Source organism: Flavobacterium nackdongense (assembly GCF_004355225.1).
Classification (GTDB): Bacteria; Bacteroidota; Bacteroidia; order Flavobacteriales; family Flavobacteriaceae; genus Flavobacterium; species Flavobacterium nackdongense.
The window spans coordinates 535,268-558,101 of sequence record NZ_CP037933.1 but is presented as its reverse complement, the minus strand read 5'-3'; the positions used below and the strand labels follow the sequence as shown (position 1 = coordinate 558,101).

Annotated in this window: 16 protein-coding genes; 15 read left to right on the top strand and 1 reads right to left on the bottom strand. The window is 36.0% G+C overall.

Features of this window, described 5'->3' with window-relative positions; all coding sequences use genetic code 11:
• The first annotated feature begins 30 nt into the window (after positions 1 to 30).
• The 14 genes from hisB to glgB all read left to right on the top strand — a co-directional run bounded on the left by hisB (position 31) and on the right by glgB (position 17,941).
• Positions 31 to 1,167 (top strand): bifunctional histidinol-phosphatase/imidazoleglycerol-phosphate dehydratase HisB, encoded by a 1,137-nt coding sequence (gene hisB, locus E1750_RS02215; protein WP_133275195.1) that lies wholly within the window; start codon positions 31 to 33, stop codon positions 1,165 to 1,167.
• Between the two features lie 108 nt (positions 1,168 to 1,275).
• Entirely contained in the window at positions 1,276 to 1,869 is a 594-nt protein-coding gene (gene hisH / locus E1750_RS02210; protein ID WP_133275194.1) for an imidazole glycerol phosphate synthase subunit HisH, read from the top strand.
• A 7-nt stretch (positions 1,870 to 1,876) separates the two neighbouring features.
• Complete coding sequence (gene hisA, locus E1750_RS02205; protein WP_133275193.1) at positions 1,877 to 2,602, top strand: 1-(5-phosphoribosyl)-5-[(5-phosphoribosylamino)methylideneamino]imidazole-4-carboxamide isomerase; 726 nt, start codon at positions 1,877 to 1,879, stop codon at positions 2,600 to 2,602.
• 39 nt (positions 2,603 to 2,641) lie between these two features.
• The gene (gene hisF / locus E1750_RS02200; protein WP_133275192.1) at positions 2,642 to 3,397 is read left to right on the top strand and encodes an imidazole glycerol phosphate synthase subunit HisF; all 756 of its coding nucleotides are present in this window, start codon (positions 2,642 to 2,644) and stop codon (positions 3,395 to 3,397) included.
• A 75-nt stretch (positions 3,398 to 3,472) separates the two neighbouring features.
• Positions 3,473 to 4,072: a bifunctional phosphoribosyl-AMP cyclohydrolase/phosphoribosyl-ATP diphosphatase HisIE gene (gene hisIE, locus E1750_RS02195; RefSeq protein ID WP_133275191.1), complete on the top strand. Its 600-nt coding sequence runs from the start codon at positions 3,473 to 3,475 to the stop codon at positions 4,070 to 4,072.
• A 132-nt stretch (positions 4,073 to 4,204) separates the two neighbouring features.
• Positions 4,205 to 5,344 (top strand): alpha/beta hydrolase, encoded by a 1,140-nt coding sequence (locus tag E1750_RS02190; protein ID WP_317126134.1) that lies wholly within the window; start codon positions 4,205 to 4,207, stop codon positions 5,342 to 5,344.
• A 47-nt stretch (positions 5,345 to 5,391) separates the two neighbouring features.
• The gene (locus tag E1750_RS02185) at positions 5,392 to 6,828 is read left to right on the top strand and encodes a leucyl aminopeptidase family protein (protein WP_133275190.1); all 1,437 of its coding nucleotides are present in this window, start codon (positions 5,392 to 5,394) and stop codon (positions 6,826 to 6,828) included.
• Positions 6,829 to 6,868: 40 nt separating this feature from the next.
• Complete coding sequence (locus tag E1750_RS02180; protein WP_133275189.1) at positions 6,869 to 8,083, top strand: ATP-grasp domain-containing protein; 1,215 nt, start codon at positions 6,869 to 6,871, stop codon at positions 8,081 to 8,083.
• A 568-nt stretch (positions 8,084 to 8,651) separates the two neighbouring features.
• Positions 8,652 to 10,067, top strand: coding sequence for a glycogen synthase (locus tag E1750_RS02175; RefSeq protein WP_133275188.1), 1,416 nt, complete (start codon positions 8,652 to 8,654; stop codon positions 10,065 to 10,067).
• A gap of 1 nt (position 10,068) precedes the next feature.
• The gene (locus E1750_RS02170; RefSeq protein WP_133275187.1) at positions 10,069 to 11,349 is read left to right on the top strand and encodes a glucose-1-phosphate adenylyltransferase; all 1,281 of its coding nucleotides are present in this window, start codon (positions 10,069 to 10,071) and stop codon (positions 11,347 to 11,349) included.
• 111 nt (positions 11,350 to 11,460) lie between these two features.
• On the top strand, positions 11,461 to 13,395 hold the full coding sequence (locus E1750_RS02165; RefSeq protein WP_133275186.1) for an alpha-1,4-glucan--maltose-1-phosphate maltosyltransferase: 1,935 nt from the start codon (positions 11,461 to 11,463) through the stop codon (positions 13,393 to 13,395).
• A gap of 103 nt (positions 13,396 to 13,498) precedes the next feature.
• Positions 13,499 to 13,909, top strand: a complete 411-nt coding sequence (locus E1750_RS02160) for a GxxExxY protein (protein WP_133275185.1) — start codon at positions 13,499 to 13,501, stop codon at positions 13,907 to 13,909.
• A gap of 335 nt (positions 13,910 to 14,244) precedes the next feature.
• Positions 14,245 to 15,882: a trehalose synthase gene (locus E1750_RS02155; RefSeq protein WP_133275184.1), complete on the top strand. Its 1,638-nt coding sequence runs from the start codon at positions 14,245 to 14,247 to the stop codon at positions 15,880 to 15,882.
• Positions 15,883 to 16,036: 154 nt separating this feature from the next.
• Positions 16,037 to 17,941 carry a 1,4-alpha-glucan branching protein GlgB gene (glgB, locus tag E1750_RS02150; RefSeq protein WP_133275183.1) on the top strand — a complete coding sequence of 635 codons (1,905 nt, stop codon included), beginning with the start codon at positions 16,037 to 16,039 and terminating at the stop codon, positions 17,939 to 17,941.
• Positions 17,942 to 18,013: 72 nt separating this feature from the next.
• Here the strand turns inward: glgB and E1750_RS02145 are convergent, their stop codons facing one another.
• Positions 18,014 to 20,830: a starch-binding protein gene (locus E1750_RS02145; RefSeq protein ID WP_133275182.1), complete on the bottom strand. Its 2,817-nt coding sequence runs from the start codon at positions 20,828 to 20,830 to the stop codon at positions 18,014 to 18,016.
• A gap of 349 nt (positions 20,831 to 21,179) precedes the next feature.
• On the opposite strand from E1750_RS02145, the gene E1750_RS02140 reads away from it, so the two are divergent.
• Positions 21,180 to 22,823 (top strand): M1 family metallopeptidase, encoded by a 1,644-nt coding sequence (locus E1750_RS02140; protein ID WP_133275181.1) that lies wholly within the window; start codon positions 21,180 to 21,182, stop codon positions 22,821 to 22,823.
• The last annotated feature ends 11 nt before the right edge of the window (positions 22,824 to 22,834 follow it).

Here is a 22,834-nt window from a genome sequence, read left to right as displayed (position 1 = left end):
CACAAACAAATAAAAAAATATAGTTATATAATGAAAAAAATACTTTTTATAGATCGAGACGGAACAATGGTTTTAGAACCCAATGATTATCAATTGGACAGTTTCGAAAAATTGGAATTTTATCCAAAAGCTTTTCAATATTTAGGGAAAATTGCTGCCGAATTGGATTTTGAATTGGTGATGGTAACCAATCAGGACGGTTTAGGAACTGACTCACATCCAGAAGTCAACTTTTGGCCGGTGCATAATTTGGTAATGAAAGCTTTTGAAAATGAAGGAGTGGTTTTCAGTGAAGTGTGTATCGATAAATCTTTTCCTCACGAAAATCTGCCCACTCGCAAACCCGCAACAGGAATGTTGACAAAATACATCAATAATCCAGCATACGATTTAGAAAATTCATTCGTCATTGGCGACAGAATAACCGATGTAGAATTGGCTAAAAACTTGGGTTCAAAAGCTATTTTCATCAGCAATGATCAAGAGTTGGGAAGCGATGAAATTTCGTCAAAAAGACACGAATTGGATGCTGTCATTGCTTTGCAAACCACAGAATGGAAGGTCATTTACGAGTTTTTAAAATTAGAGGAACGTTCGGCATCCATTACCCGAAAAACAAATGAAACCGATATTTATATTAACTTGAATCTTGACGGAACCGGAAAAAGCAAAATCGATACAGGAATTGCTTTTTTTGATCATATGCTCGATCAAATCGCGCGTCACGGCCAAATGGATTTGGAAATCATCGTAAAAGGCGATTTGGAAGTCGATGAACACCATACTATTGAAGACACTGCCATTGCCTTGGGAGAGGTTTTTGCCAAAGCATTAGGAAATAAACTAGGCATAGAAAGATACGGTTTTTGTTTGCCAATGGACGATTGTTTGTCGCAAGTAGCCATAGATTTTGGAGGTAGAAACTGGTTGGTTTGGGAAACCGAATTCAAACGTGAAATGGTAGGTAAAATGCCAACAGAAATGTTCTATCATTTCTTCAAATCCTTTTCGGATGGCGCTAAAGCCAATATCAACATTAAAGCGGAAGGAACGAACGAACACCATAAAATCGAAGCCATTTTCAAGGCATTCGCCAAAGCGATAAAAGTGGCCGTAAAGCGTGACACGGAGAAAATGATTTTGCCTAGCACGAAAGGAATGTTGTAAGTTTTACGATTTCCTGCAAGGTTTTTTTCAAACCTTGTAGGTGTAATAATGAGAGATTTTTAAACCTACAAGGTTTGAAAAAAACCTTGCAGGAGAAACAAAAAAACAATGAAAATAGTAATCATAAATTACGGAGCAGGAAATATTCAAAGCATTATGTTCGCCATCGAAAGATTGGGATACAAAGCGGTTTTGAGCAACAATCCTGACGAAATAAAAGCAGCCGACAAAGTGATTTTTCCAGGAGTTGGAGAAGCAAGTTATGCAATGAGAATGCTGAAAGAAAGTGGTTTGGATACTTTGATTCCAACATTGAAACAACCTGTTTTAGGTATTTGTTTGGGAATGCAATTGATGTGTAATTATTCCGAAGAAGGTGATACCAAAGGATTGGGAATTTTTGATGTGGACGTGGTTAAATTTTCATCCAAAGTAAAAGTGCCTCAAATGGGTTGGAACACCATTTACAATCTAAAATCGGAGTTATTCAGCGGCATCGCCGAAAACGAATATATGTATTTGGTTCATAGTTTTTATGCTTCAATTTGTAAAGAAACCATTGCAACGACCAATTATGAATTAGAATATTCCTCTGCATTAGAAAATGACAATTTCTATGGAACGCAATTTCACCCTGAAAAAAGTGGGGACATTGGAGAACAAATCCTCAAAAACTTCCTACTTCTAACTTCTAACTTCTAACTTTACAATGAGAATAATTCCCGCCATAGACATCATCGAAGGAAAATGTGTTCGCTTATCGAAAGGCGATTACAATACCAAAATTATATACAACGAAAATCCGCTGGAAGTGGCCAAATCATTCGAAGCGCACGGAATCGAATATTTGCATTTAGTGGATTTGGATGGTGCAAAATCAAGCAAAATTGTCAATTATAAAATATTGGAACAAATTGCTTCTCAAACCAAATTAAAAATTGATTTTGGTGGTGGATTAAAAGCGGATTCTGATTTGAAGATAGCTTTCGAATCTGGTGCCAACCAAATCACGGGAGGAAGTATAGCTGTAAAAAACAGAGCTATTTTCGAGAAATGGATTGCTGAATACGGTTCGGATAAAATCATTTTGGGAGCCGATGCCAATAACGAAAAAGTAGCCGTGTCAGGTTGGTTGGAAGATTCAAAGGAAGAATTGGTTCCCTTTATTCAGGATTACCAAAGCAAAGGAATTCAGTACGTAATTTGCACTGATATCGCCAAAGACGGAATGCTCGAAGGACCAAGTTTTGATTTGTATGCTAAGATTTTGGCGGATGCCAAAGGAATAAAATTAATTGCTTCTGGAGGAATTTCAACCTTTGATGAATTGCCAAAATTAGCCGAATTGGGTTGCGAAGGAACGATAATTGGGAAAGCAATTTACGAAGGAAGAATTTCGTTAAAACAATTGGAAAATTATATAGTATCACGGTAGAGACGTTGCATTGCAACGTCTCTACGTAACAACAAATAAATGTTAACAAAAAGAATAATCCCTTGCCTTGACATCAAAAACGGTCGAACCGTAAAAGGCGTTAATTTCGTAGATTTGCGAGATGCTGGCGATCCTGTGGAATTGGCTAAAATCTATTCCGATGAAGGAGCAGACGAATTGGTTTTCCTTGATATTTCAGCAACCGAAGAGCGCAGAAGTACTTTGTTGAATTTGGTTCGGAAAGTAGCCGCAACCATCAATATTCCGTTTACTGTTGGTGGTGGAATTTCATCTGTTGAAGATGTTGAAGCCTTACTGAACAACGGCGCAGATAAAGTTTCCATCAATTCTTCGGCGGTAAAAAATCCACAGTTGATTAATGATTTGGCGCAAAAATTTGGCAGTCAATGTGTTGTAGTTGCTATCGATGCCAAACAAATTGATGGAGAATGGTTCGTTCATTTGGTAGGAGGAAAAGTTCCAACGGAAATCAGATTATTCGATTGGGCAAAAGAAGTGGAACAACGAGGCGCAGGAGAAATCCTTTTCACCTCAATGAATCACGACGGAACCAAGAACGGTTTTGCGAATGAAGCCTTGGCCATTTTATCTGAATTGGTCAACATTCCGATCATTGCTTCGGGTGGAGCTGGAAATATCCAACATTTTGTTGATACCTTTGTCGAAGGAAAAGCAGACGCAGCCTTGGCGGCAAGCGTATTTCATTTCAAGGAAATTGAAATTAAAACATTGAAAAAAGAACTTAAAAATAATAATATTGAGGTACGAATTTAGAGGTACGAGGTACGAAGTTTTAAATTTCAACCTCGCAACTTCTAGCTTCTAGCTTCTAGCTTCTAACTTTAAATTATGGAAATAGATTTTTCAAAAAGTGCACACGGATTGATTCCAGCGATTATTCAAGATAGCGAAACCAAAACCGTATTGATGTTGGGTTATATGAATGCTGAATCCTATCAAAAAACTTTGGATACCAAAAAAGTAACATTTTATAGCCGTTCCAAGCAAAGACTTTGGACAAAAGGCGAAGAAAGCGGCAACTTTTTAAACTTGGTTTCCATCAAAAATGATTGCGATGCGGATACACTTTTAATCCAAGTAAAACCACAAGGACCAACTTGTCATACAGGTTCAGATACGTGCTGGCAAGAAACTAACAATCAGGAGTATGGATTTATTTCAAAGTTGGAAGAAACCATCAAATCTCGACGTGAAAATGCGGATTCTCAAAAGAGTTATGTTGCCTCATTATTCGAAAAAGGAATCAACAAAATTGCCCAGAAAGTGGGAGAGGAAGCGGTAGAAGTGGTTATTGAAGCCAAAGACAATAACGATCATTTATTTTTGGACGAAAGCGCTGATTTACTTTTTCATTATTTAATTCTATTACAAGCCAAAGGATTTCAATTGAATGACGTTGTCAAGGTGTTGAAAGGTCGTCACAAATAACAGCAATTTTTTTAATGAAATTTCATCTATAAAATCCAATAGGAAACTATTTTCTATTGGGTTTTCTTTTTTTCTTTTATATCCAATCGCAATCTACTATATTTACTTTTTATTACAAATGACAATACGACAATGCAAGAGATGAATTCAGGGAATACAATCACAACTCAAGAAATTATTAATAAAAATACAGGGCTTCAAATTCATTTAGAAACCGATGCAGATGATTCAAGGCCTGTTTATATTTCGGGAAATTTCAATAATTGGAAAACACAAGACAAAAATTTTATGATGGAACAAATTGGTGCTAATTTGTACCTGTTTGAATTTCCTTCGAATTTTACTTATCCAGAAGAATTGCTGTATAAATTTACCAAAGGGGATTGGAGCGAGGTAGAAATTGGAAAAAATGATGAAATTACCTCTAACCGTTCTTCAAAGCAGCACACGGGAATAATAAAAGAATATGTCCCCAAATGGAGAAAAAACTGGTTGCCATACAAAACCAATTATTTGCCCAAAGTTTTGTTGATTTCAGAGGATTTTGAAATTCCTCAACTCAATAAGACTCGTAAAATTTGGGCTTTATTGCCGCACGATTACGACACTTCAACCGAAAGTTATCCCGTAATGTATTTGCAGGATGCTCAGAATTTATTCAATGAAGAGGCGCAATACGGCAATTGGGAAATTGATAAAAAACTGGCTGTTATGGCCGAATATAAGATTGGTAAAATAATTATCATCGCCATTGAACACGCTGAAAAAGACAGAATAAAAGAATACAATGTCGGCAAAACTTTACTTGGAAAAGGTCAGGGAAAAAAATATATAAAATTTCTTACTCAGACATTGAAACCTTTTGTTGATAGTAATTTTAGAACCAAAAAAGAACGAGAATTTACAGGAATCGGCGGCAGCTCTATGGGCGGCTTAGTTAGTATTTTCAGTGGTTTGCGCTATCCGGAAGTTTTTGGAAAATTGATGATTTTTTCGCCCTCTTTATGGGTGGTTCCCAAAATTAAAATCGATTCGGAAACCGCAGAAAATAGTGATACCAAAATCTATTTGTATGCAGGCGGAGATGAAAGCGATACTATGATTGAGCACGTGAAAAAATTTAAAAAAAATAGCATCGCGAGTGAATTTGTAAAAGACAAAATGAAAATTAATTTGAGTATTAATATGGAGGGAAAGCATAGTGAAACCTATTGGAGCGATGAATTTCCAAAGGCTATTGAGTGGCTTTTTTTCAATTCTAAAATGGAATAATGTACGGGCGCAATGCAACGCGTCTAAAAAAATAAAAGGATATTCTAATGAAAACAATTACAATAAAAAATCTTGAGGGATTTTCTGGAACCATCTTGATTCCCGTTTTTGAAACCTACGCAAAAAGTTTAGTCCCGTTAGAATTTCACGGCGTCGCGGTTCCATCAAAAGTATTCTGTGGCAAAAAAGATACGCATTATGTAGTCGATAAATACGATAGTCTTCATCTATTCATCGGTTTGGGATCAACAATTGATTATAAAACTTTGAAAACTATTTTCCGAAGAATTGCATCCAAACAAAAAGAATCTTTTGGTTCCAAAGTAGCGCTGGTTTTGCCTGAACAATTTTCAGATGAACAAGTTGAAGCCGCTGTTTCAGGTCTTTATTTGGGAACGTACGATTTGGGACATTTCAAAAAAACAGAGAAGCATCCATTTTTAAGCGAAGATTTTGAACTTTCTTTACTATGCAAAAAGGAGGTTTCCGAAACGGTTAGCAAAGCGATAAAAATTGCCAACGCTCAACTCGAAATATTGAATTTGGTTGATTTACCTCCCAATGTCGTCACGCCTAAATACTTATCTAATTGGGCAAACCAAAGTGGAAAAAAATTCGGTTTTGAGGTAGAGACTTTAGGTTTGGAAGGGTCAAAAAAAGCAGGTCTAGGCGCTTTTTTATCTGTTGGAAAAGGAAGCGACGAAGAACCTCAATTTGTAATTATGAATTATGTTCCCGAAAATGCCAATGCTAAAACCAAGCACCTAGGTTTGGTGGGAAAAGGAATCACCTTTGACACGGGCGGGCTGAATATCAAAACTGCTGGAATGGTTCATATGAAATGTGATATGGCGGGTGGCGCAGCAGTTTTTGGTGCTATGCAATTGATTTCGGATTTAAAATTACCCGTGAAAATTACAGCGATTGTGCCTTGCGCAGAAAATTCGGTCGATGCCAAATCGTTTTATCCAAGCGATGTGATCCAAAGTTACAGCGGATATTCGATAGAAATTATAGATACCGACGCCGAAGGACGATTGGTTTTGGCAGACGGATTATCCTATTTGATTAAAAATTTTAAACCCGAATTTATTATTGACATTGCCACCCTGACGGGAAGTAGTGTGGGAACTTTTGGCTACGAATGTGGCGCTTTGTTCACCAATAATGAGGCTGTTTCAAAAAAACTGCAAGAATCGGGAGATGCCATTGGGGAACGGCTTTGGCAATTGCCCCTCTGGGATTGCTATAAATCAGACATCGAAAGCGACATTGCCGATGTGAAAAATTATAGCGGAAAACCAGTGGCTGGAGCCATTAGCGCAGCAAAATTTTTGGAATATTTCACCGAAGAACACAAAGCTTGGGCGCATCTTGATATTGCTGGTGTGGCCTTTGGCGACGATGAATTTGCAAAAAGCAAGCACGCCACCGCTTATGGTGTTCATTTATTGACTAAATTTATTGAAAATCTAGCCCACTAATCATCCAAAGGGGAATTATTGAACCAAATTATTTAATTTTATGGAAAACACAAAAGCTTTCATCTGCATTTCGAATTATTTCAAAGGAGCTGATTTTTTAATTCATTTGAAAAATTTAGGCAATAAAGTGTATCTGATCACCAGCGAAAAACTGCGGGATAAGCCTTGGCCTTTTGACCATATCGACGAAGTTTTCTATATGACGGGACAAGATACCGATTGGAATTTAGAGCATCTTATGTTGGGCGTTGGTAATTTAATGAAATCCAATAAAATAGATGCCATCGTGGCTTTAGACGATTTCGATGTGGAGAAAGCTACTTATTTGCGTGAAAATATTCGGATTGATGGTATGGGGCAAACCACAGGTCGTTATTTTCGGGATAAATTGGCGATGCGTATGCGAGCCAAAAGTTGCGGGATTTCGAATCCTAATTTCTGTTCGTTATTTAATGATCACGATATCAATACATTTGCGGACACAACTACGGCTCCTTGGGTTTTGAAACCACGTTCTGAGGCTTCGGCTTCTGGGATTATAAAAGTGTTTGACAAAGAAAGTTTGTGGATTCACATCAACGAAATGGGGAATAATAGGTTCAAATATTTATTGGAACAATTTCGACCCGGAGATGTGTACCATTGTGATAGTTTGGTTCTGAACGGGAAAATTCTGTTTAGTATCACTTCAAAATATTTGGCGACTCCAATGGAAATTTCGCAAGGCGGAGGAATTTTTCGTTCAGCCAATATTCCGTATGATTCCGAAGATGACAAGGCTATAAAAACCGTAAATGAGCAGGTTATTAAAGGTTTTGGATTGAAACACGGTGCGGCACATTCCGAATACATCAAAGGCAAGGACGACGGGAAAATTTATTTCCTGGAAACTTCTTCGCGAGTGGGTGGGGCACATATTGCTGAAATGGTTTCTGAAGCCTCGAACATCAATCTTTGGAAAGAATGGGCGGCTATTGAAGACGCACTGGCTAAGGAAACCAAATACGTATTGCCAAAAGTCAAAAAAGAATACGCCGGAATTGTGCTGACGCTGTCCAAATTCCAACATCCTGATTTATCCTCTTTTTCGGATCCGGAAGTTTGCTTCAGGGTTCCCCTGGAGTACCACGCCGGCTTAATCGTAAAATCAGATTCGAATGAAAGAGTTTTAGCATTATTGGATGATTATGCCAACCGTTTAACAGCTGATTATGCTACTGTTGTGGAACAAAAAAAAGTCGATAAGCTACACTAAATCTTCTAGTAGTTTTCTTCGAAACTGTCAGTAAAATTTTATTTTAGATGTTTTTTTAGTCAAAAAGCAAGAAATTATATTGGTCAAAAGTTCGCAAACCAATGGCAGAAATTCAAAAAGTATGACAAGCATTAATTTTTTAAAAAAGTGGTACTAATTGGATACTTCGATCGCAATACCTTGAAATCAGCAAATCCGTTAATTAATGAATTCTATTCCTTTTCATTCACAGTTCTCTTTTCGGACGCTTTTATTTTAAGGATGTTGCGAATAATTTAGCTCCCAAAAGGATTGATAACTTTTATAAAATTGAAGCGATTATTTTACTATATAGCAGTATAAGTTTAGGAATTTTCAACGATTGCTTGCGTTTTGAAGTATTTTTTGGCATTTCAATAAATTTTTATCAAATCTAACATTTGACAAATATTTTTACTAAATTTAGAAAAGATAAAAGTACTATTATTTTGATTTATTTCGACGCAGCCGAATAGTCGCATCAATAAGACATAAAATGATTTTGTAAGGGATTTTTTTTAATTAATATTGAATAGGCAAAGTAAATAGAATGGAAATATTTCATATTGCAGCAGAATGCTATCCGGTTGCAAAAGTTGGTGGTTTAGGTGATGTCGTAGGTTCGTTGCCCAAATATCAAAATAAGGCTGGACATTTGGTGAGAGTAGTTATTCCGCAATATGAGACGAAATTCATTATTGAAAATCAATTTGATACTGTTTTTTCGGGTGTAGTACAATTAGGGAATTTTAATTTTCCTTTTACTATCAAAAAAGAAAGTACTGCTATTTTAGAATTTGAATTGTATGTAGTTCAAATTCCCGAGCTCTTTGATAGAAAGGATGTGTATGGTTATGAAGATGATATCGAACGTTTTGTCGCTTTTCAAATGGCAACCTTGGATTGGATAAGCTCTCGAAATAATGTGCCAGATATAATTCATTGTCACGATCATCATACGGGATTGATTCCATTTATGATGCAATATGCTGCTAAATACGAGAAATTGCGCACCGTTTCGACGGTGATAACCATTCATAACGCAATCTATCAGGGGCAATTTGGGTTTGATAAATTGTATTATTTGCCAGAGTTCGATTTGTCAAAGGTAACCGTTTTAGAATGGGATAATCGGATTAATTCATTGGCTACAGCCATAAAATGTGCTTCGGTAGTAACGACAGTTTCGCCCAATTTTTTGAATGAAATCAATAATTTTGGCTATGGATTAGAATCGTTATTTAATATGGTACGACATAAATCGAAAGGGATTTTGAATGGCATTGATACCCAAGTTTGGAATCCTGAAAAAGATAAAATGGTAGTTGCGAATTATACTATGAGAACGGTAGACAAAGGAAAGCAAGCCAATAAAGAACAGTTGTGTAGCCAATTTAATTTAGACCCAACAAAACCGCTTTTTAGTTTTATTGGACGATTGTTAGAAGAAAAAGGAGCCGATTTATTATCTCATGCAGCAGCACTTGCCTTGTCCGAAAATTATAAAGAAATTAATATTTTAATTTTAGGTTCTGGAAATACTGAAATAGAAAACCAATTGAGTCATTTATTGGCCAGTTTTCAAGGGAATTATAATGTGTTCATTGGCTATGATGAAGAATTGGCGCATTTGATTTATGCCGGTTCCGATTTTTTATTAATGCCATCCAGAGTAGAGCCCTGCGGTTTGAACCAAATGTATGCGTTTCGATACGGAACTATTCCTATAGTGCGTAGAACTGGTGGATTAAAGGACACGGTAATTGATATTGGAGATAATGGGAACGGAATTTGTCACGATCAGGCCTCAATTGTCGATGTTTGTTATTCGATTCGAAGGGCTGTAGATTTATATAAGGATAAAAAAAGTTTTAAAAATGTTCGAAAAATAGGAATGAATATGGACCACTCTTGGGAGAGAGTTTGTCAGGAATATATCGATTTATACAATTTAACAACAAACTAAAATGAAACCAAAAAAGAAAAATGTAATCGCGATTATCCTTGGAGGAGGGCAAGGCTCTAGATTATTTCCACTAACGGAAACACGTTCAAAACCTGCTGTACCGATAGCAGGAAAATATCGATTAGTCGATATTCCAATTTCCAATTGTATGAATTCGGATATTTATAGGATTTTCGTTTTAACCCAATTTAATTCGGCTTCCTTAAATGCGCATATCAAAAACACCTACCATTTTAGTATTTTTAGCCATGCTTTTGTAGATATTTTGGCCGCGGAACAAACACCTGACAATCCGAGATGGTTTCAAGGAACAGCAGACGCCGTGAGACAATGTATGCCGCACTTTTTGAACCATGATTTTGATTATGCAATGATTCTTTCGGGTGATCAATTGTATCAAATGGATTTGAATGAAATGATTGAAGAACACATCAAGCACGAGGCTGATATTTCGATTGCCACTTTACCAGTAAACGCTAAAGATGCTCCCGAATTTGGAATTTTGAAAACCAATTCCGATAGTTTTATAGAATCATTTATCGAAAAGCCTGCCAAAGAACTTTTGCCTGATTGGGAATCAGAAGTGAGTGAACAAATGAAAAGTGAAGGTAAATTGTATTTGGCATCGATGGGAATTTACATTTTTAACAGACAGTTCTTGTTGGATGTAATGGAGGAATCAAGTACTAAAGATTTTGGTAAAGAAATTATTCCACAAGCTGTTGGTCACAAACGAATATTTAGTTTTCAATACGAAGGTTATTGGACTGATATCGGAAATATCGATTCTTTTTTCGAAGCTAATATTGGTCTTACAGACGATTTACCGCAGTTTAATTTATTTGACGACAACAATAAAATTTTTACACGTCCACGATTGTTGCCACCTACCAAGTTCAAAAAAACAAGTATCGATCGATCGATTATGTCCGATGGATGCATCGTAAATGCCAAAGAAATAGTACGTTCTGTTATTGGAAATCGGTCTCGAATTGGAGAAGAAACCATAATTCATAATTCCTATGTTATGGGTAATGATTTTTACCAGAGCATCGATGATATGAAAGTAGATGTTGCCAATGGAAAAATTCTAGTAGGAATTGGAGAACGATGTTTTATCAATAATGCTATCGTGGATAAAAATTGTAGAATCGGAAATGATGTTCATATCGAAGGCGGCAAACATTTAGAAGATGTTTCTACTGAAAAATATATGATCAAAGAAGGAATTGTAGTCATTAAAAAAGGAGCGACTCTTCCGGATAACTTTACAATAAAATAATAATTAATGATATTCATTTTGAATACTGCTAATAACAAGTAATTGCTTTGTTTTTATTAGCAGTATTCCATTTTTTTGAGCTAATTTGTAGAAGAATTTTAAAATTATAAAATGCAAAATCAAACCAGAATTATAATTGAAAACCTGTTGCCGCAACTTGATGGCGGTATCAATCCGATAAAAAGAATCGTAAATCAAAATGTACAGGTAACCGCAGATGTTTTTTCTGACGGACATGACATCATTGAATGCTGCGTAAAATTTAAACACGAAAACGACAAAGATTGGAGTGAAGTTCGAATGGATGCGACAGTAAATGATAGTTGGAATGCCAGTTTTAAAGTGGAAAAACAAGGATTTTATACTTATTTTGTTGAAGGTTGGGTTGATTATGCTTTGAATTGGCAGCACGGAACACTTCGTAAAATTCAAGACCATCAATATGTAAAGTCGGAATTATTGGAAGGAGCAGAGTACGTTCGCGCTATTTTAGATGTGGTAGATTCGAACGAAAGAGACTATTTGAATACTTTGGCTTATTATTTTACGACCGAACACGAATATGATAACGCCATTCGTGAAGCAACTTCCTCCAACTTGAATGCTATTTTTAAGAAATACCCAAAGCGTTTCCTAGAGAACAAATCTTTAGATTTAAAAGTATACGTTGATAGAAAAAAAGCATTATTCAGTACATGGTATGAGTTTTTTCCTCGCTCCGCTTCGTCCGAAGAGGGAAGGCACGGAACTTTCAAAGATTGTGAACGATTGTTGCCCAGAGTGGCTTCGATGGGTTTTGATACCTTATACTTTCCGCCGATTCATCCCATTGGAGAAGTGAATAGAAAAGGGAAAAACAATGCTACAAATGCCGAGCCCGGTGATGTTGGTTCGCCTTGGGGAATTGGTTCGCAATTCGGGGGACATAAATCTACACATCCTGAATTGGGAAGCATCGAAGATTTCAAAGCATTAGTCAAAAAAGCAAAGGATTTGGGAATTGAAGTAGCGATGGACTATGCTTTACAAGCCGCTCCCGATCATCCTTACGTGAAAGATTTTCCACAATGGTTCAAATGGCGTCCCGATGGCACGGTTCAATATGCCGAAAATCCTCCTAAAAAATACCAGGATATTCAACCTATTTATTTTGAAAGTAGCGATTGGAAAAACCTTTGGAAGGAATTATTAGACGTAGCTTTATTTTGGATTGAAGAATGTGATATTAAAATTTATAGAGTTGATAATCCGCATACTAAGCCCTTTTATTTCTGGGGATGGTTGATTAGCGAAATTAAGAAAAAACATCCTGATGTTTTGTTCTTGGCCGAAGCTTTTACGCGTCCCAAAATTATGAATGAATTGGCAAAACAAGGATTTTCGCAGTCCTACACCTACTTTACCTGGCGAAATTCCAAAGACGAATTGACGAAATATGTCGAAGAATTGACAAAATCCGATCAAAAAGAATTTTATCGACCCAATTTTTGGCCTAACACACCAGATATCAATCCGTTTCATTTACAAAATGGAAATGAATCCATTCATCTGCAGCGCTATTTCTTGGCAGCCACCTTAAGTTCTAGTGTTGGGCTTTACGGACCTGTTTTCGAATACCAAATATCGGCTCCATTAGCTCCAGGAAAAGAAGAATATTTACATTCTGAAAAATATGAATTTTTTAAATGGGATTGGGATCGGCAAAATAAAATCACTACGGTAATCAGTCGAATAAACAAAATTAGAAGAGAACATGCTTCGTTGCAGCAAACCAATAATATTATATTTTGTGCGACCAATAACGATAAGGTTATGGCTTACTATAAATTTGATGACGATAGAAATGATGAAACGCTAATGATTGCGAGTCTTGATTCGAATTATACCGCGCAATCTATGGTTTTGCTTCCCAATGAATTATTGAGTAAGCTTCCACTGAGAATCACCGATTTAATCACAGGAAATAGTTATATTTGGGATAAAGAATGGAATTTTGTTGTGATTTCACCAGATTTGCCTTTCCATTTGTTTAAAGTTGAACGATAATTTTTTTTAAGAACATAGAAAATATGTAAATTTAAAGAATAAAGAATTTATAGAATTTTTATTTTCATATAGCTATAATCTAGGTGGTTAAAGCAAAAAACGAATGACTCAAAAATATTTAGATAATCTTACTTACTCTATAATTGGAGCAGCAATTGAAGTCCACAAAATTATGGGAAGAGGATTGCTAGAAAGTGTTTATCATCAATGTTTGAAAGAAGAGCTCACGTTAAGAAACATCAGTTTTATTTCGGAAATGAAGATTCCTGTAATTTACAAAGAGAAAGAATTAGAATCTGATTTTAGATGTGATTTGTTTGTTGAAAATGCAATAATTGTAGAATTGAAAGCCACCCTAGATATTCATCCAATTTTTGAGGCAAAATTATTAAATTATATGAACCTCATAAGATCGCCGAAAGGAATTTTAATTAATTTTAATTGCAATAATATTTTCAAAGAAGGGCAAAAAACATTTGTGAATGATTACTATAAAAAGCTCCCAAAAGAATAAATTTGAAATTTTCACCTATGAAATCCATGCAAACTAAAAACTTAAATTTTATATTAAAAACTCAAGCTCTATGAATAGTTTTAAACCACATAGATTATTGAAATGTATTATTTACAAAGGTTTGCATAGGTATTTTATTTACACATAGTTATGATATGAGCTACGCGAACTGTTGATTTAAATCTATGGGAAGCGAAGCGACTTTTGGTTCGAAAATAATTATTTTCTATGTGGTTTAAATTTTTGTAATTATTGATTAAGATTAAAAACTAGTATTTCTATTTTGTTTAGTAAAACGAAAAACATTGAACCAAAAAATAATAAAAACCAGCGAGATGAACGAAGACAATTTTCAAAATCCATTTGTTTTTAAAACAGATTGGAAAAATGCATTTGAAGACAAGGAATTTGTAAAAATATTTTCGTCGGATATTCTTGAGAATTATATCATCAACAAACGCTGGTATGGCGGGAAGGCTAGTACGCTAAAATATATCGAAGTGGTCGAATTTTTCAAAATTGCTTCAAAGTCAAATATCTATTATGGTGTTTTACTCGAAGTCAATTTTAAAGAAGCTTTTTATCAGCATTATTTTATGCCATTGGCATTTATGCCAGAAAATGAATTGGATACCAACACCATCATTGCTCCTGTAAACATGAATGGGCAGCCAGGATTTTTGGTTGATGCTTTACATCAAGAAGATTTCAAAAAATTATTGTTTGATAAAATTGTCAATGCCAAAGAAAAATCAGATTCGATTGTTAAATTTCACAAAGGAGAAAAATTAGAAGAAAAGGAATATAAAAATTCCAAGTTTATGGGAGTAGAACAAAGTAATACTTCAATAATCTACAACAATACGCTCGTTCTTAAAATTTTTCGAAGGATTTACATCAGTATGAATCCCGATTATGAAATTAGTCGTTTTCTAACTGAAAGGATGGATTTCAAGAATTCTCCGGCTTACATGGGAAGCATCAGCGTGGTTTTGACCGATGGCAATATTACATTGGGATTGATGCAGGAATTGGTTCCCAATCAAGGAGATGCTTGGCAGTTTATGCTCGACGAAGTAGATCGAGTTTTTGAAAATCTCAAATCAAAGAAAATCAATATCTGTAAATTACCTGATATTGAGCTGTTTAAAAGATTGAAAATCAACGAAGTTCCACATGAAATCATCGATTGGGCTGGATTGAGTATTTTTATGCGATTGCAAACATTGGCAACACGAACAGCCGAAATGCACATTGCTTTAGGCAGTGATGTTCACGAAACCGCTTTCACGCCTACGACTTACAATGGAGATTACACCGTTTGGCTCAAAAACCGATTGACCTATCAGTTTCAAAATCGATTGAATATTTTAGAAAATAATCTTCATAAATTAGACGGATTAGCCTTAGAATTGGCAAATCAGTTTTTAGATCATAAAAAAGAAATTCGAAAGATATTTCTTGATTTTGATTGGACAAAAATGAAATCGGAACGAATTCGGATTCACGGCGATTATCATTTAGGACAAGTTTTGGTCAATGGAGATGATTTTTATATTTTAGATTTTGAAGGCGAACCCGAAAGTACGATTCGCGATCGGAAAGTAAAACAACCGCCTTTGAAAGACGTAGCTGGTATGTTTCGGTCATTTCATTATGCCATTTACGCAACTATTTTCAATAATAAAGAAAAATATCCTTATGAGCAGGAGGAACTTTTTAGAGCTGCTGAAATTTTATTCAAGTACTTTGTTGGTGTGTTTCTTTATACCTACACTGAAGTCGCGCAAGGAGAAAATTTGAACATTGGGTACCGAAAAGAAATCGATTTTCTATTGAAATATTGTTTGCTTGAAAAAGCAATTTATGAATTGGGATACGAACTCAATTCTAGACCGAGATGGGCAGTGATTCCTTTGACTGGAATTTTTAGTATTTTAAACAATGATAAAAAACAATTTAATTTAATTTAATTTAATTTAATTGGTTGATAGTAAACAACTTTATAATGTGTTTTTCAAGTGGTAACTTTTGCAAAAAAGATTTGAATACATAAAAACAAACAAATAGTAAAACAAAAAAATGGCGTCTGAAATTCATTTCATACGCGTTTCAAAAAGAAAAAAAATGAACAAAGTACAAGCTTATTCCCTTTTTACCGATTTCGATATTGATTTATTCAAAGCGGGAAAACATTTCCGTTTATATGAAAAACTAGGCGCACATCTTGTGGAAGTCGATGGTGTAAAAGGAGTCTATTTTGCCGTTTGGGCACCGTCGGCGCGCTCCGTTTCGGTGGTCGGAGATTTTAATTATTGGATTCAAGGCGATCATCCTTTGCAAGTGCGTTGGGATTCATCAGGAATTTGGGAAGGATTTATTCCCGGAATCGAAAAAGGAACTACCTATAAGTATAAAATTCAATCCAATAACAACGGAATCATTACCGAAAAAGCCGATCCATTTGCGTTGTATTGCGAACATCCTCCTCATACTGCCTCTGTAGTTTGGGACTTGGATTACCAATGGAAAGACAAAAAATGGATGGAAACTCGTAAGCAACATAATGATTTAGATAAGCCTTATTCTGTTTATGAAGTTCATTTGGGGTCTTGGAAACGCAATGCCGAGGGTAAATTCTTAAGCTATTTGGAATTGGCAGAAGACTTGGTCAACTATGTAAAAGAAACGGGTTTTACTCACGTTGAGTTTATGCCTATAATGGAATATCCTTATGATCCTTCTTGGGGATATCAGTTGGTGGGCTATTTTGCACCCACTTCTCGTTTTGGAACACCACAGGATTTTATGGTCTTGGTGGATAAATTACACGAAGCAGGAATTGGAGTGATTCTAGATTGGGTTCCTTCTCATTTTCCGGAAGATGCACATGGGTTAGGATTTTTTGATGGTTCCAATCTGTTCGAACATCCTGATCGCAGAAAAGGCTATCATCCGGATTGGAAAAGTTTGGTTTTCAATTACGGACGAAATGAAGTGCGTGCGTTCTTGATTAGTAATGCAATTTTTTGGTTGCATAATTATCATGTAGATGGACTTCGAGTGGATGCCGTGGCTTCAATGTTGTATTTGGATTATTCCAGAAATGAAGGAGAATGGGAACCAAATATTTTTGGAGGTAGAGAAAATCTAGACACCATAAGTTTCTTGAAAGAATTTAATGAAGCGGTTTATTCTAGTTTTGAAGGAGTGCAAACTATTGCCGAAGAAAGTACTTCTTTCCCGATGGTTTCTCGTCCAACATTTGTTGGAGGATTAGGTTTTGGCATGAAATGGATGATGGGTTGGATGCACGATACGCTGCAGTATTTCCAAAAAGAAACGGTCTATAGAAAATACCATCAAAATGATTTAACTTTTGGGATGACTTATGTTTTTTCCGAAAATTTTATGCTGCCTCTTTCACATGACGAAGTAGTTTATGGAAAAAAATCAATCGCAGGAAGAATGCCGGGCGACGAATGGCAGAAATTTGCTAATTTACGTTTACTTTATGGGTATATGTTTATGCATCCTGGAGCAAAATTGTTGTTTATGGGAGGCGAATTTGGGCAAAGCGCCGAGTGGAATTTTGAAGGAAGTTTAGATTGGCATTTATTACAATATGATTACCACGAAGGGGTTAAAAAAGCCATAACCGATTTGAACACCTTGTATAAATCACAACCTGCTTTGTATGAAAAACAATTCAGTCCAGAGGGTTTCGAATGGATTAATTATTCAGATCATCAGAATGCTGTGATGACTTTTATTCGAAAAGGAATCAAAACTAAAGATGATATCATTGTAGTCTGCAATTTTACTCAAGTAGTTCGTCAAAATTATAGAATTGGGGTGCCTAAAAAAGGAAAATTAACAGCGCTTTTTAATAGTGATGCTGCTATTTATGCCGGAAGCGGATTGAGTAATCCTAATAAATTGACTGTCGAAGCATTTCCGTATGACGGTAGAGATTATTCTATAGAATTCCTATTACCACCATTGAGTGTTACAGTGTACAAGTATGCTTAATGTATAAATATTTAAACAAAAAAAGGGGCCATCTAGCGTTATAGATGGTCCCTTTTTAGCTTTTACTATGGATTATTTTTTGATAACCTGCTTGTAAATAGTTTCTCTATTTTCGGTTATCATTTTTACTATATAGGTTCCGGGAATCAAATTACCCAATTCAATTTGTTGGTTCCTTCCAACACTTTGAAAAGAAACTAAGGCTCCTTTTACATCAAAAACTCCCGCTTCGCTCACAATCTTTTTAGAATCAATTTTTAGGGTTCCGTAAGTTGGATTCGGATATAAAATAAAATCATTTTTAAAGATTTCTGGATCGGAAACAGACAAGGTCACATTGTTATAATTGGAATCAAACCATTTATCGGCTGTGATTCCAGTTAAATCTGGACTTTGAATGTTGCCAGCTTGGTTTCTGAAAATTACATTGACCGACGTTACTCCAGCAAAAGTATATTTGTACCAACCATTGGCATCTGCAGTCATCGGAATCGATTGTGCCCAAGTAATCGATGGAACTGCTCCAGATGGTAATGCAGACCAATAATAAATTTTTGGAATTCCCCAGCTGGCTAAGGGTTTGAAATAGACCGTAATTGGACTTATGTTACCAATAGAGAATTTTTGAGTTGCTGTGCTTTGGTTGCCATCTGCATCAATAGCTAAAATATTGAATGTTGTGGTTTCAGTAATGTTAATTGTTTTTGTTGATATAAAACTTGTAGAAAGTGTAGTAGGTGTTGTGCCATCGGTCGTGTAATACACTTTTGGACTCGGATCATTAGAATCAGTAGCAGTAATTTTTACATCAATCGGTGTTGCAGAATAGTTCGATGCGGGTTCGAAAGTAATTTTAGGTGCAACATCAAGATTTTTCCCCACCCAAACGTGTTGAATTTTTGATTTGGTTACATTTCCCTTTTTATCGGTAACCTCTACGTAATAGTCTACTAATTTTTCAGAAATGCCAGCAATTTCAGCATAGTATTGATTGGCAATAACTGTAGGCAACATATATAAATCGGCTTGAGTATTGCTGGTAATATTACCTTTAGGAAAAATTCTTTCGGTCATGGGCAAAGTTACCCAAGTTCCCACTTCGTTTCCTCCAGCATAAGTTTCGTTATGATTTGAACTTAAGTTGTTTTTTCCATCGGTGTCTATTCTGTATTTTAATTCTGATTTTTGAACACCACTAACGTCATAAGCAAAAGTATAGACAGTAAAATCAGCAGAATTCAGAAATTCTTTGTAACCATAAGGGGCGCCATAGCCTTTTTCACCCGGATTATAAGGCCAACGTTGCGGAATAAATACGGAAGGTTTTGTGTTGTCAACCCCAGGATGTGCATCCAATGTTGGTTTTGCGAACTCAACACATCGATTCACAGCAAGAGTTGTTTTTATTTCTAAATCTTCGGCTAGACCATAATAAGCGTTCCCGCTGTCATAACCCGCCATTAGAAAATGCCAAGCTTTTTCCGCAGGACTTATGGCTGAAGTTGGACTCACAATTTCACTCATTCGAAGATTATTTCCTTCTAATTGTTCCGCCATAATTGCGTGGTTTTCTCCCGCGGTGGTGATGGCTTGATTCATCATATCTTCCGTCCAACCATTTGGATTGAATTTGTAATTTGAATCATAAAAAGGCCACAGCCAATTGGTAAATTGTGGATGTCCAAAATCGCCATCGGCATTGACCCAACCACCATCTTCGACGTGCACCACATCCGCATCTGAAACCGGGTGGTCTTTTAAATATTGTGGAATTGTTGTTGGAATATTTCCTTGACTTGCTGCTGCATGCGAAAAATTGGTAACCGATTCATTATAATAAGAAGAACCTCCGCCCCAAGCATTGTCGCCATCGTGCGCAAATAGAACCAATGGAGGTCTTGGAGCAGTAGAAGCCTGAGCCACAATTGGCGCTATAATACTAGTACCAATCGCAGCATAGCCATCTTCATAACTTTCATAGTCAGCCATTGGAACTACCGTAATTTTATATTCCTGACCAGTTTCGGGATCTATATATTTTGATTTGTATGGTAGATAGCAATACGGAACAGCAAATTGCCCTCCACGAGCATCTTTTTGTGCTGAAAACCAATTGGATCCATTAGTATCAATGCGATCGGCTTTGTTCGGATAGTCACACATCGAACCTCCAGAACCGGCTTTTATGGGGTAATTATTTAAGGTTCTAGCCAAATGACTGTTGGCAATTACAGACCATTCGATGCCACATTCTGCCAAAGTTTTAATAATTCTTTCAGAAAAAGCACATTCTGCTGGCCAATAACCTTTGGAATCGTGCGAGCCGAATAATTGGGTCGAATAATATTGATGTGCTTTTATTTCTTTCGTCAAAGCTTCGTCACTCATTAATGGCGAAAGAGCGTGGTGCATTGTGAACGATACCATTTCCATACGAGGAAAATTGCCTGATGTTTTCCACGCCTTGGCATCTTTTATGTTTTGAATCCAAGTCGTATTGTATCCCCATTGATTGGCTTGCGCCAACGAATTTACATTTTCTAATAACGAGCCTCCATAGGTAATTTGTGCTCCTGATTCAGGTAAATCTCGAATGGAATTAATCGCGTTTTTTGGAGCGAATTGATACGCAGCTACTCGATCACCTGCGCCAAATATTTCCTGAAGATTATTAGTGGGATGGGCCAAACCATTCACATCATTATTGGCTCCTGAAAATTTCAAGTCTTGAGATTCTTTAACAATCTGATAGCGATTGGGATTTATTTTACTAACGTCTCCCCAATAGGTAGGTTGATGCAGATGCCACAAATAGCTGGTATGAACTTGCGCATGTGAAACAAAGAAAAAGCTAAAAAATAGCAGTAGTAGGTGTATTTTTTTTGTCATTTTTAAAGGTAATTTGGTTATTATAGACTTTGGGTTTATAAATTTAATGGAATAAAATGACTAGTAAAATTTTTAATTTTCCCAAAGTCAACTATTACGTTATAGTGTTTAAAACTTTCTTTTTTAACGGATTTTCGAACGCCATAATCCGTTTCATAGTATTGAATGTTTATGATAAAATACTTTCCATTAATGCCTGCTCAAACGCTTATAGAAATGAGTTTAGCAGCCTTTAAAATGTTCCAGATCTGATTATGAAATGGAACGCATTGGGAAAACAATTTGCAATTGTAAAAACAAAATCGGTTCCGTACTCTTTTGTATCTTTGTGTTATAAAAATATCCACTTATGAATCAATATTTAAGATTTTTATTAGTTGCATTGCTGATTTCCAATGGTATCAATGCCCAAGTTTTGTTAGAAAATAAATTTTCGCATCAAGACAGTCTTCGAGGTAGTATCACCAAAGAAAGAGGTTGGTGGGATTTAAAATATTATCATTTAGACATTAAAGTAAATCCGGATGAAAAAACCATCTCGGGTTCGAATACGATTCGCTATAAAGTCTTGAACTCTTACAATCGAATGCAAATTGATCTTCAAGAGCCTTTAAAAATTAGCAAAGTAATTCAGGATGGTAAGGAGTTAAAATTTCAAAGAGAAGGCAATGTCTTTTATATCGATTTGGTTGCGCCACAAAATGTTGGTGAAATAAAAGAAGTTATCGTTTTTTATGGTGGCAAACCCAAAATTGCTGTTCGTCCGCCTTGGGATGGTGGCATTACTTGGAGCAAAGACGCGAATGGTAAGCCATTTATTGCTTCAAGTTGTCAAGGATTAGGAGCCAGTGTGTGGTGGCCCAACAAAGATCATATGTACGATGAAGTGGATAATATGCTAATTAGTGTGAATGTTCCCAAAGATTTAATGGATGTTTCCAATGGGCGTTTGCAAAGTACGGTCGATATGAAAGACGGTACAAGAACTTTCAATTGGTACGTTTCGAATCCCATCAATAATTATGGTGTGAATATCAATATTGGCGATTATGTTCATTTTTCTGAAGTTTTCAAGGGTGAAAAAGGCGATTTAGACTGTGATTATTATGTATTGAAAGACAATCTACAAAAAGCAAAAATCCAATTCAAAGATGTACCACGAATGTTGAAAGCTTTCGAGCATTGGTTTGGCCCATATCCTTTTTATGAAGACAGTTACAAACTCGTTGAAGCACCGTATTTAGGGATGGAGCACCAGAGCAGTGTAACTTATGGAAATGGTTTTGCCAATGGATATCGAGGCAGAGATTTGAGCGGAACGGGCTGGGGATTGAAATTCGATTTTATCATTATCCACGAATCGGGACACGAATGGTTTGCCAACAATATAACCTACAAAGACATCGCCGATATGTGGATTCACGAAAGTTTTACCAATTATTCCGAAAGCCTTTTCGTGGAATATTACTACGGAAAAGAGGCAGGAGCTGAATACGTTAGAGGAACACGAAAAGGAATAAAAAATGACAAACCCATTATTGGACATTATAATGTAAACAACGAAGGTTCTGGTGATATGTACCCCAAAGGCGGAAATATGCTGCATACACTGCGCCAAATCGTTAATAATGACGAGAAATGGAGAACTATTTTACGAGGTTTGAACAGTACTTTTTATCACCACACCGTTACGACGAAACAAATTGAAGATTATTTAAGTCAAGCAGTGGGATTGGATTTAAAACCTTTTTTCGACCAATATTTAAGAGACATAAGAATCCCAACTTTCGAATATAAAGTTCAGGGCAACAGTCTAGAATACCGTTGGACCAATTGCGTTCCCAATTTCAACATGCCTGTAAAAGTGATTATAAACGGAAAAGAACAATGGCTGAGACCACAAGCAGAATGGGTGATTATGCTAAAAACTCCTAAAGATTTAAAATTGGAAGTTGATAAGGATTTTTATGTGAATGTGTTTGAGAGTAAGTAATAGGATTTAAA

Excerpts from the sequence above, each read along its gene's own strand:
- hisB (WP_133275195.1), top strand. The coding sequence starts at position 31 with ATGAAAAAAATACTTTTTATAGATCGAGACGGAACAATGGTTTTAGAA.
- hisH (WP_133275194.1), top strand. The coding sequence starts at position 1,276 with ATGAAAATAGTAATCATAAATTACGGAGCAGGAAATATTCAAAGCATT.
- hisA (WP_133275193.1), top strand. The coding sequence starts at position 1,877 with ATGAGAATAATTCCCGCCATAGACATCATCGAAGGAAAATGTGTTCGC.
- hisF (WP_133275192.1), top strand. The coding sequence starts at position 2,642 with ATGTTAACAAAAAGAATAATCCCTTGCCTTGACATCAAAAACGGTCGA.
- hisIE (WP_133275191.1), top strand. The coding sequence starts at position 3,473 with ATGGAAATAGATTTTTCAAAAAGTGCACACGGATTGATTCCAGCGATT.
- E1750_RS02190 (WP_317126134.1), top strand. The coding sequence starts at position 4,205 with ATGCAAGAGATGAATTCAGGGAATACAATCACAACTCAAGAAATTATT.
- E1750_RS02185 (WP_133275190.1), top strand. The coding sequence starts at position 5,392 with ATGAAAACAATTACAATAAAAAATCTTGAGGGATTTTCTGGAACCATC.
- E1750_RS02180 (WP_133275189.1), top strand. The coding sequence starts at position 6,869 with ATGGAAAACACAAAAGCTTTCATCTGCATTTCGAATTATTTCAAAGGA.
- E1750_RS02175 (WP_133275188.1), top strand. The coding sequence starts at position 8,652 with ATGGAAATATTTCATATTGCAGCAGAATGCTATCCGGTTGCAAAAGTT.
- E1750_RS02170 (WP_133275187.1), top strand. The coding sequence starts at position 10,069 with ATGAAACCAAAAAAGAAAAATGTAATCGCGATTATCCTTGGAGGAGGG.
- E1750_RS02165 (WP_133275186.1), top strand. The coding sequence starts at position 11,461 with ATGCAAAATCAAACCAGAATTATAATTGAAAACCTGTTGCCGCAACTT.
- E1750_RS02160 (WP_133275185.1), top strand. The coding sequence starts at position 13,499 with ATGACTCAAAAATATTTAGATAATCTTACTTACTCTATAATTGGAGCA.
- E1750_RS02155 (WP_133275184.1), top strand. The coding sequence starts at position 14,245 with ATGAACGAAGACAATTTTCAAAATCCATTTGTTTTTAAAACAGATTGG.
- glgB (WP_133275183.1), top strand. The coding sequence starts at position 16,037 with ATGAACAAAGTACAAGCTTATTCCCTTTTTACCGATTTCGATATTGAT.
- E1750_RS02145 (WP_133275182.1), bottom strand. The coding sequence starts at position 20,830 with ATGACAAAAAAAATACACCTACTACTGCTATTTTTTAGCTTTTTCTTT.
- E1750_RS02140 (WP_133275181.1), top strand. The coding sequence starts at position 21,180 with ATGAATCAATATTTAAGATTTTTATTAGTTGCATTGCTGATTTCCAAT.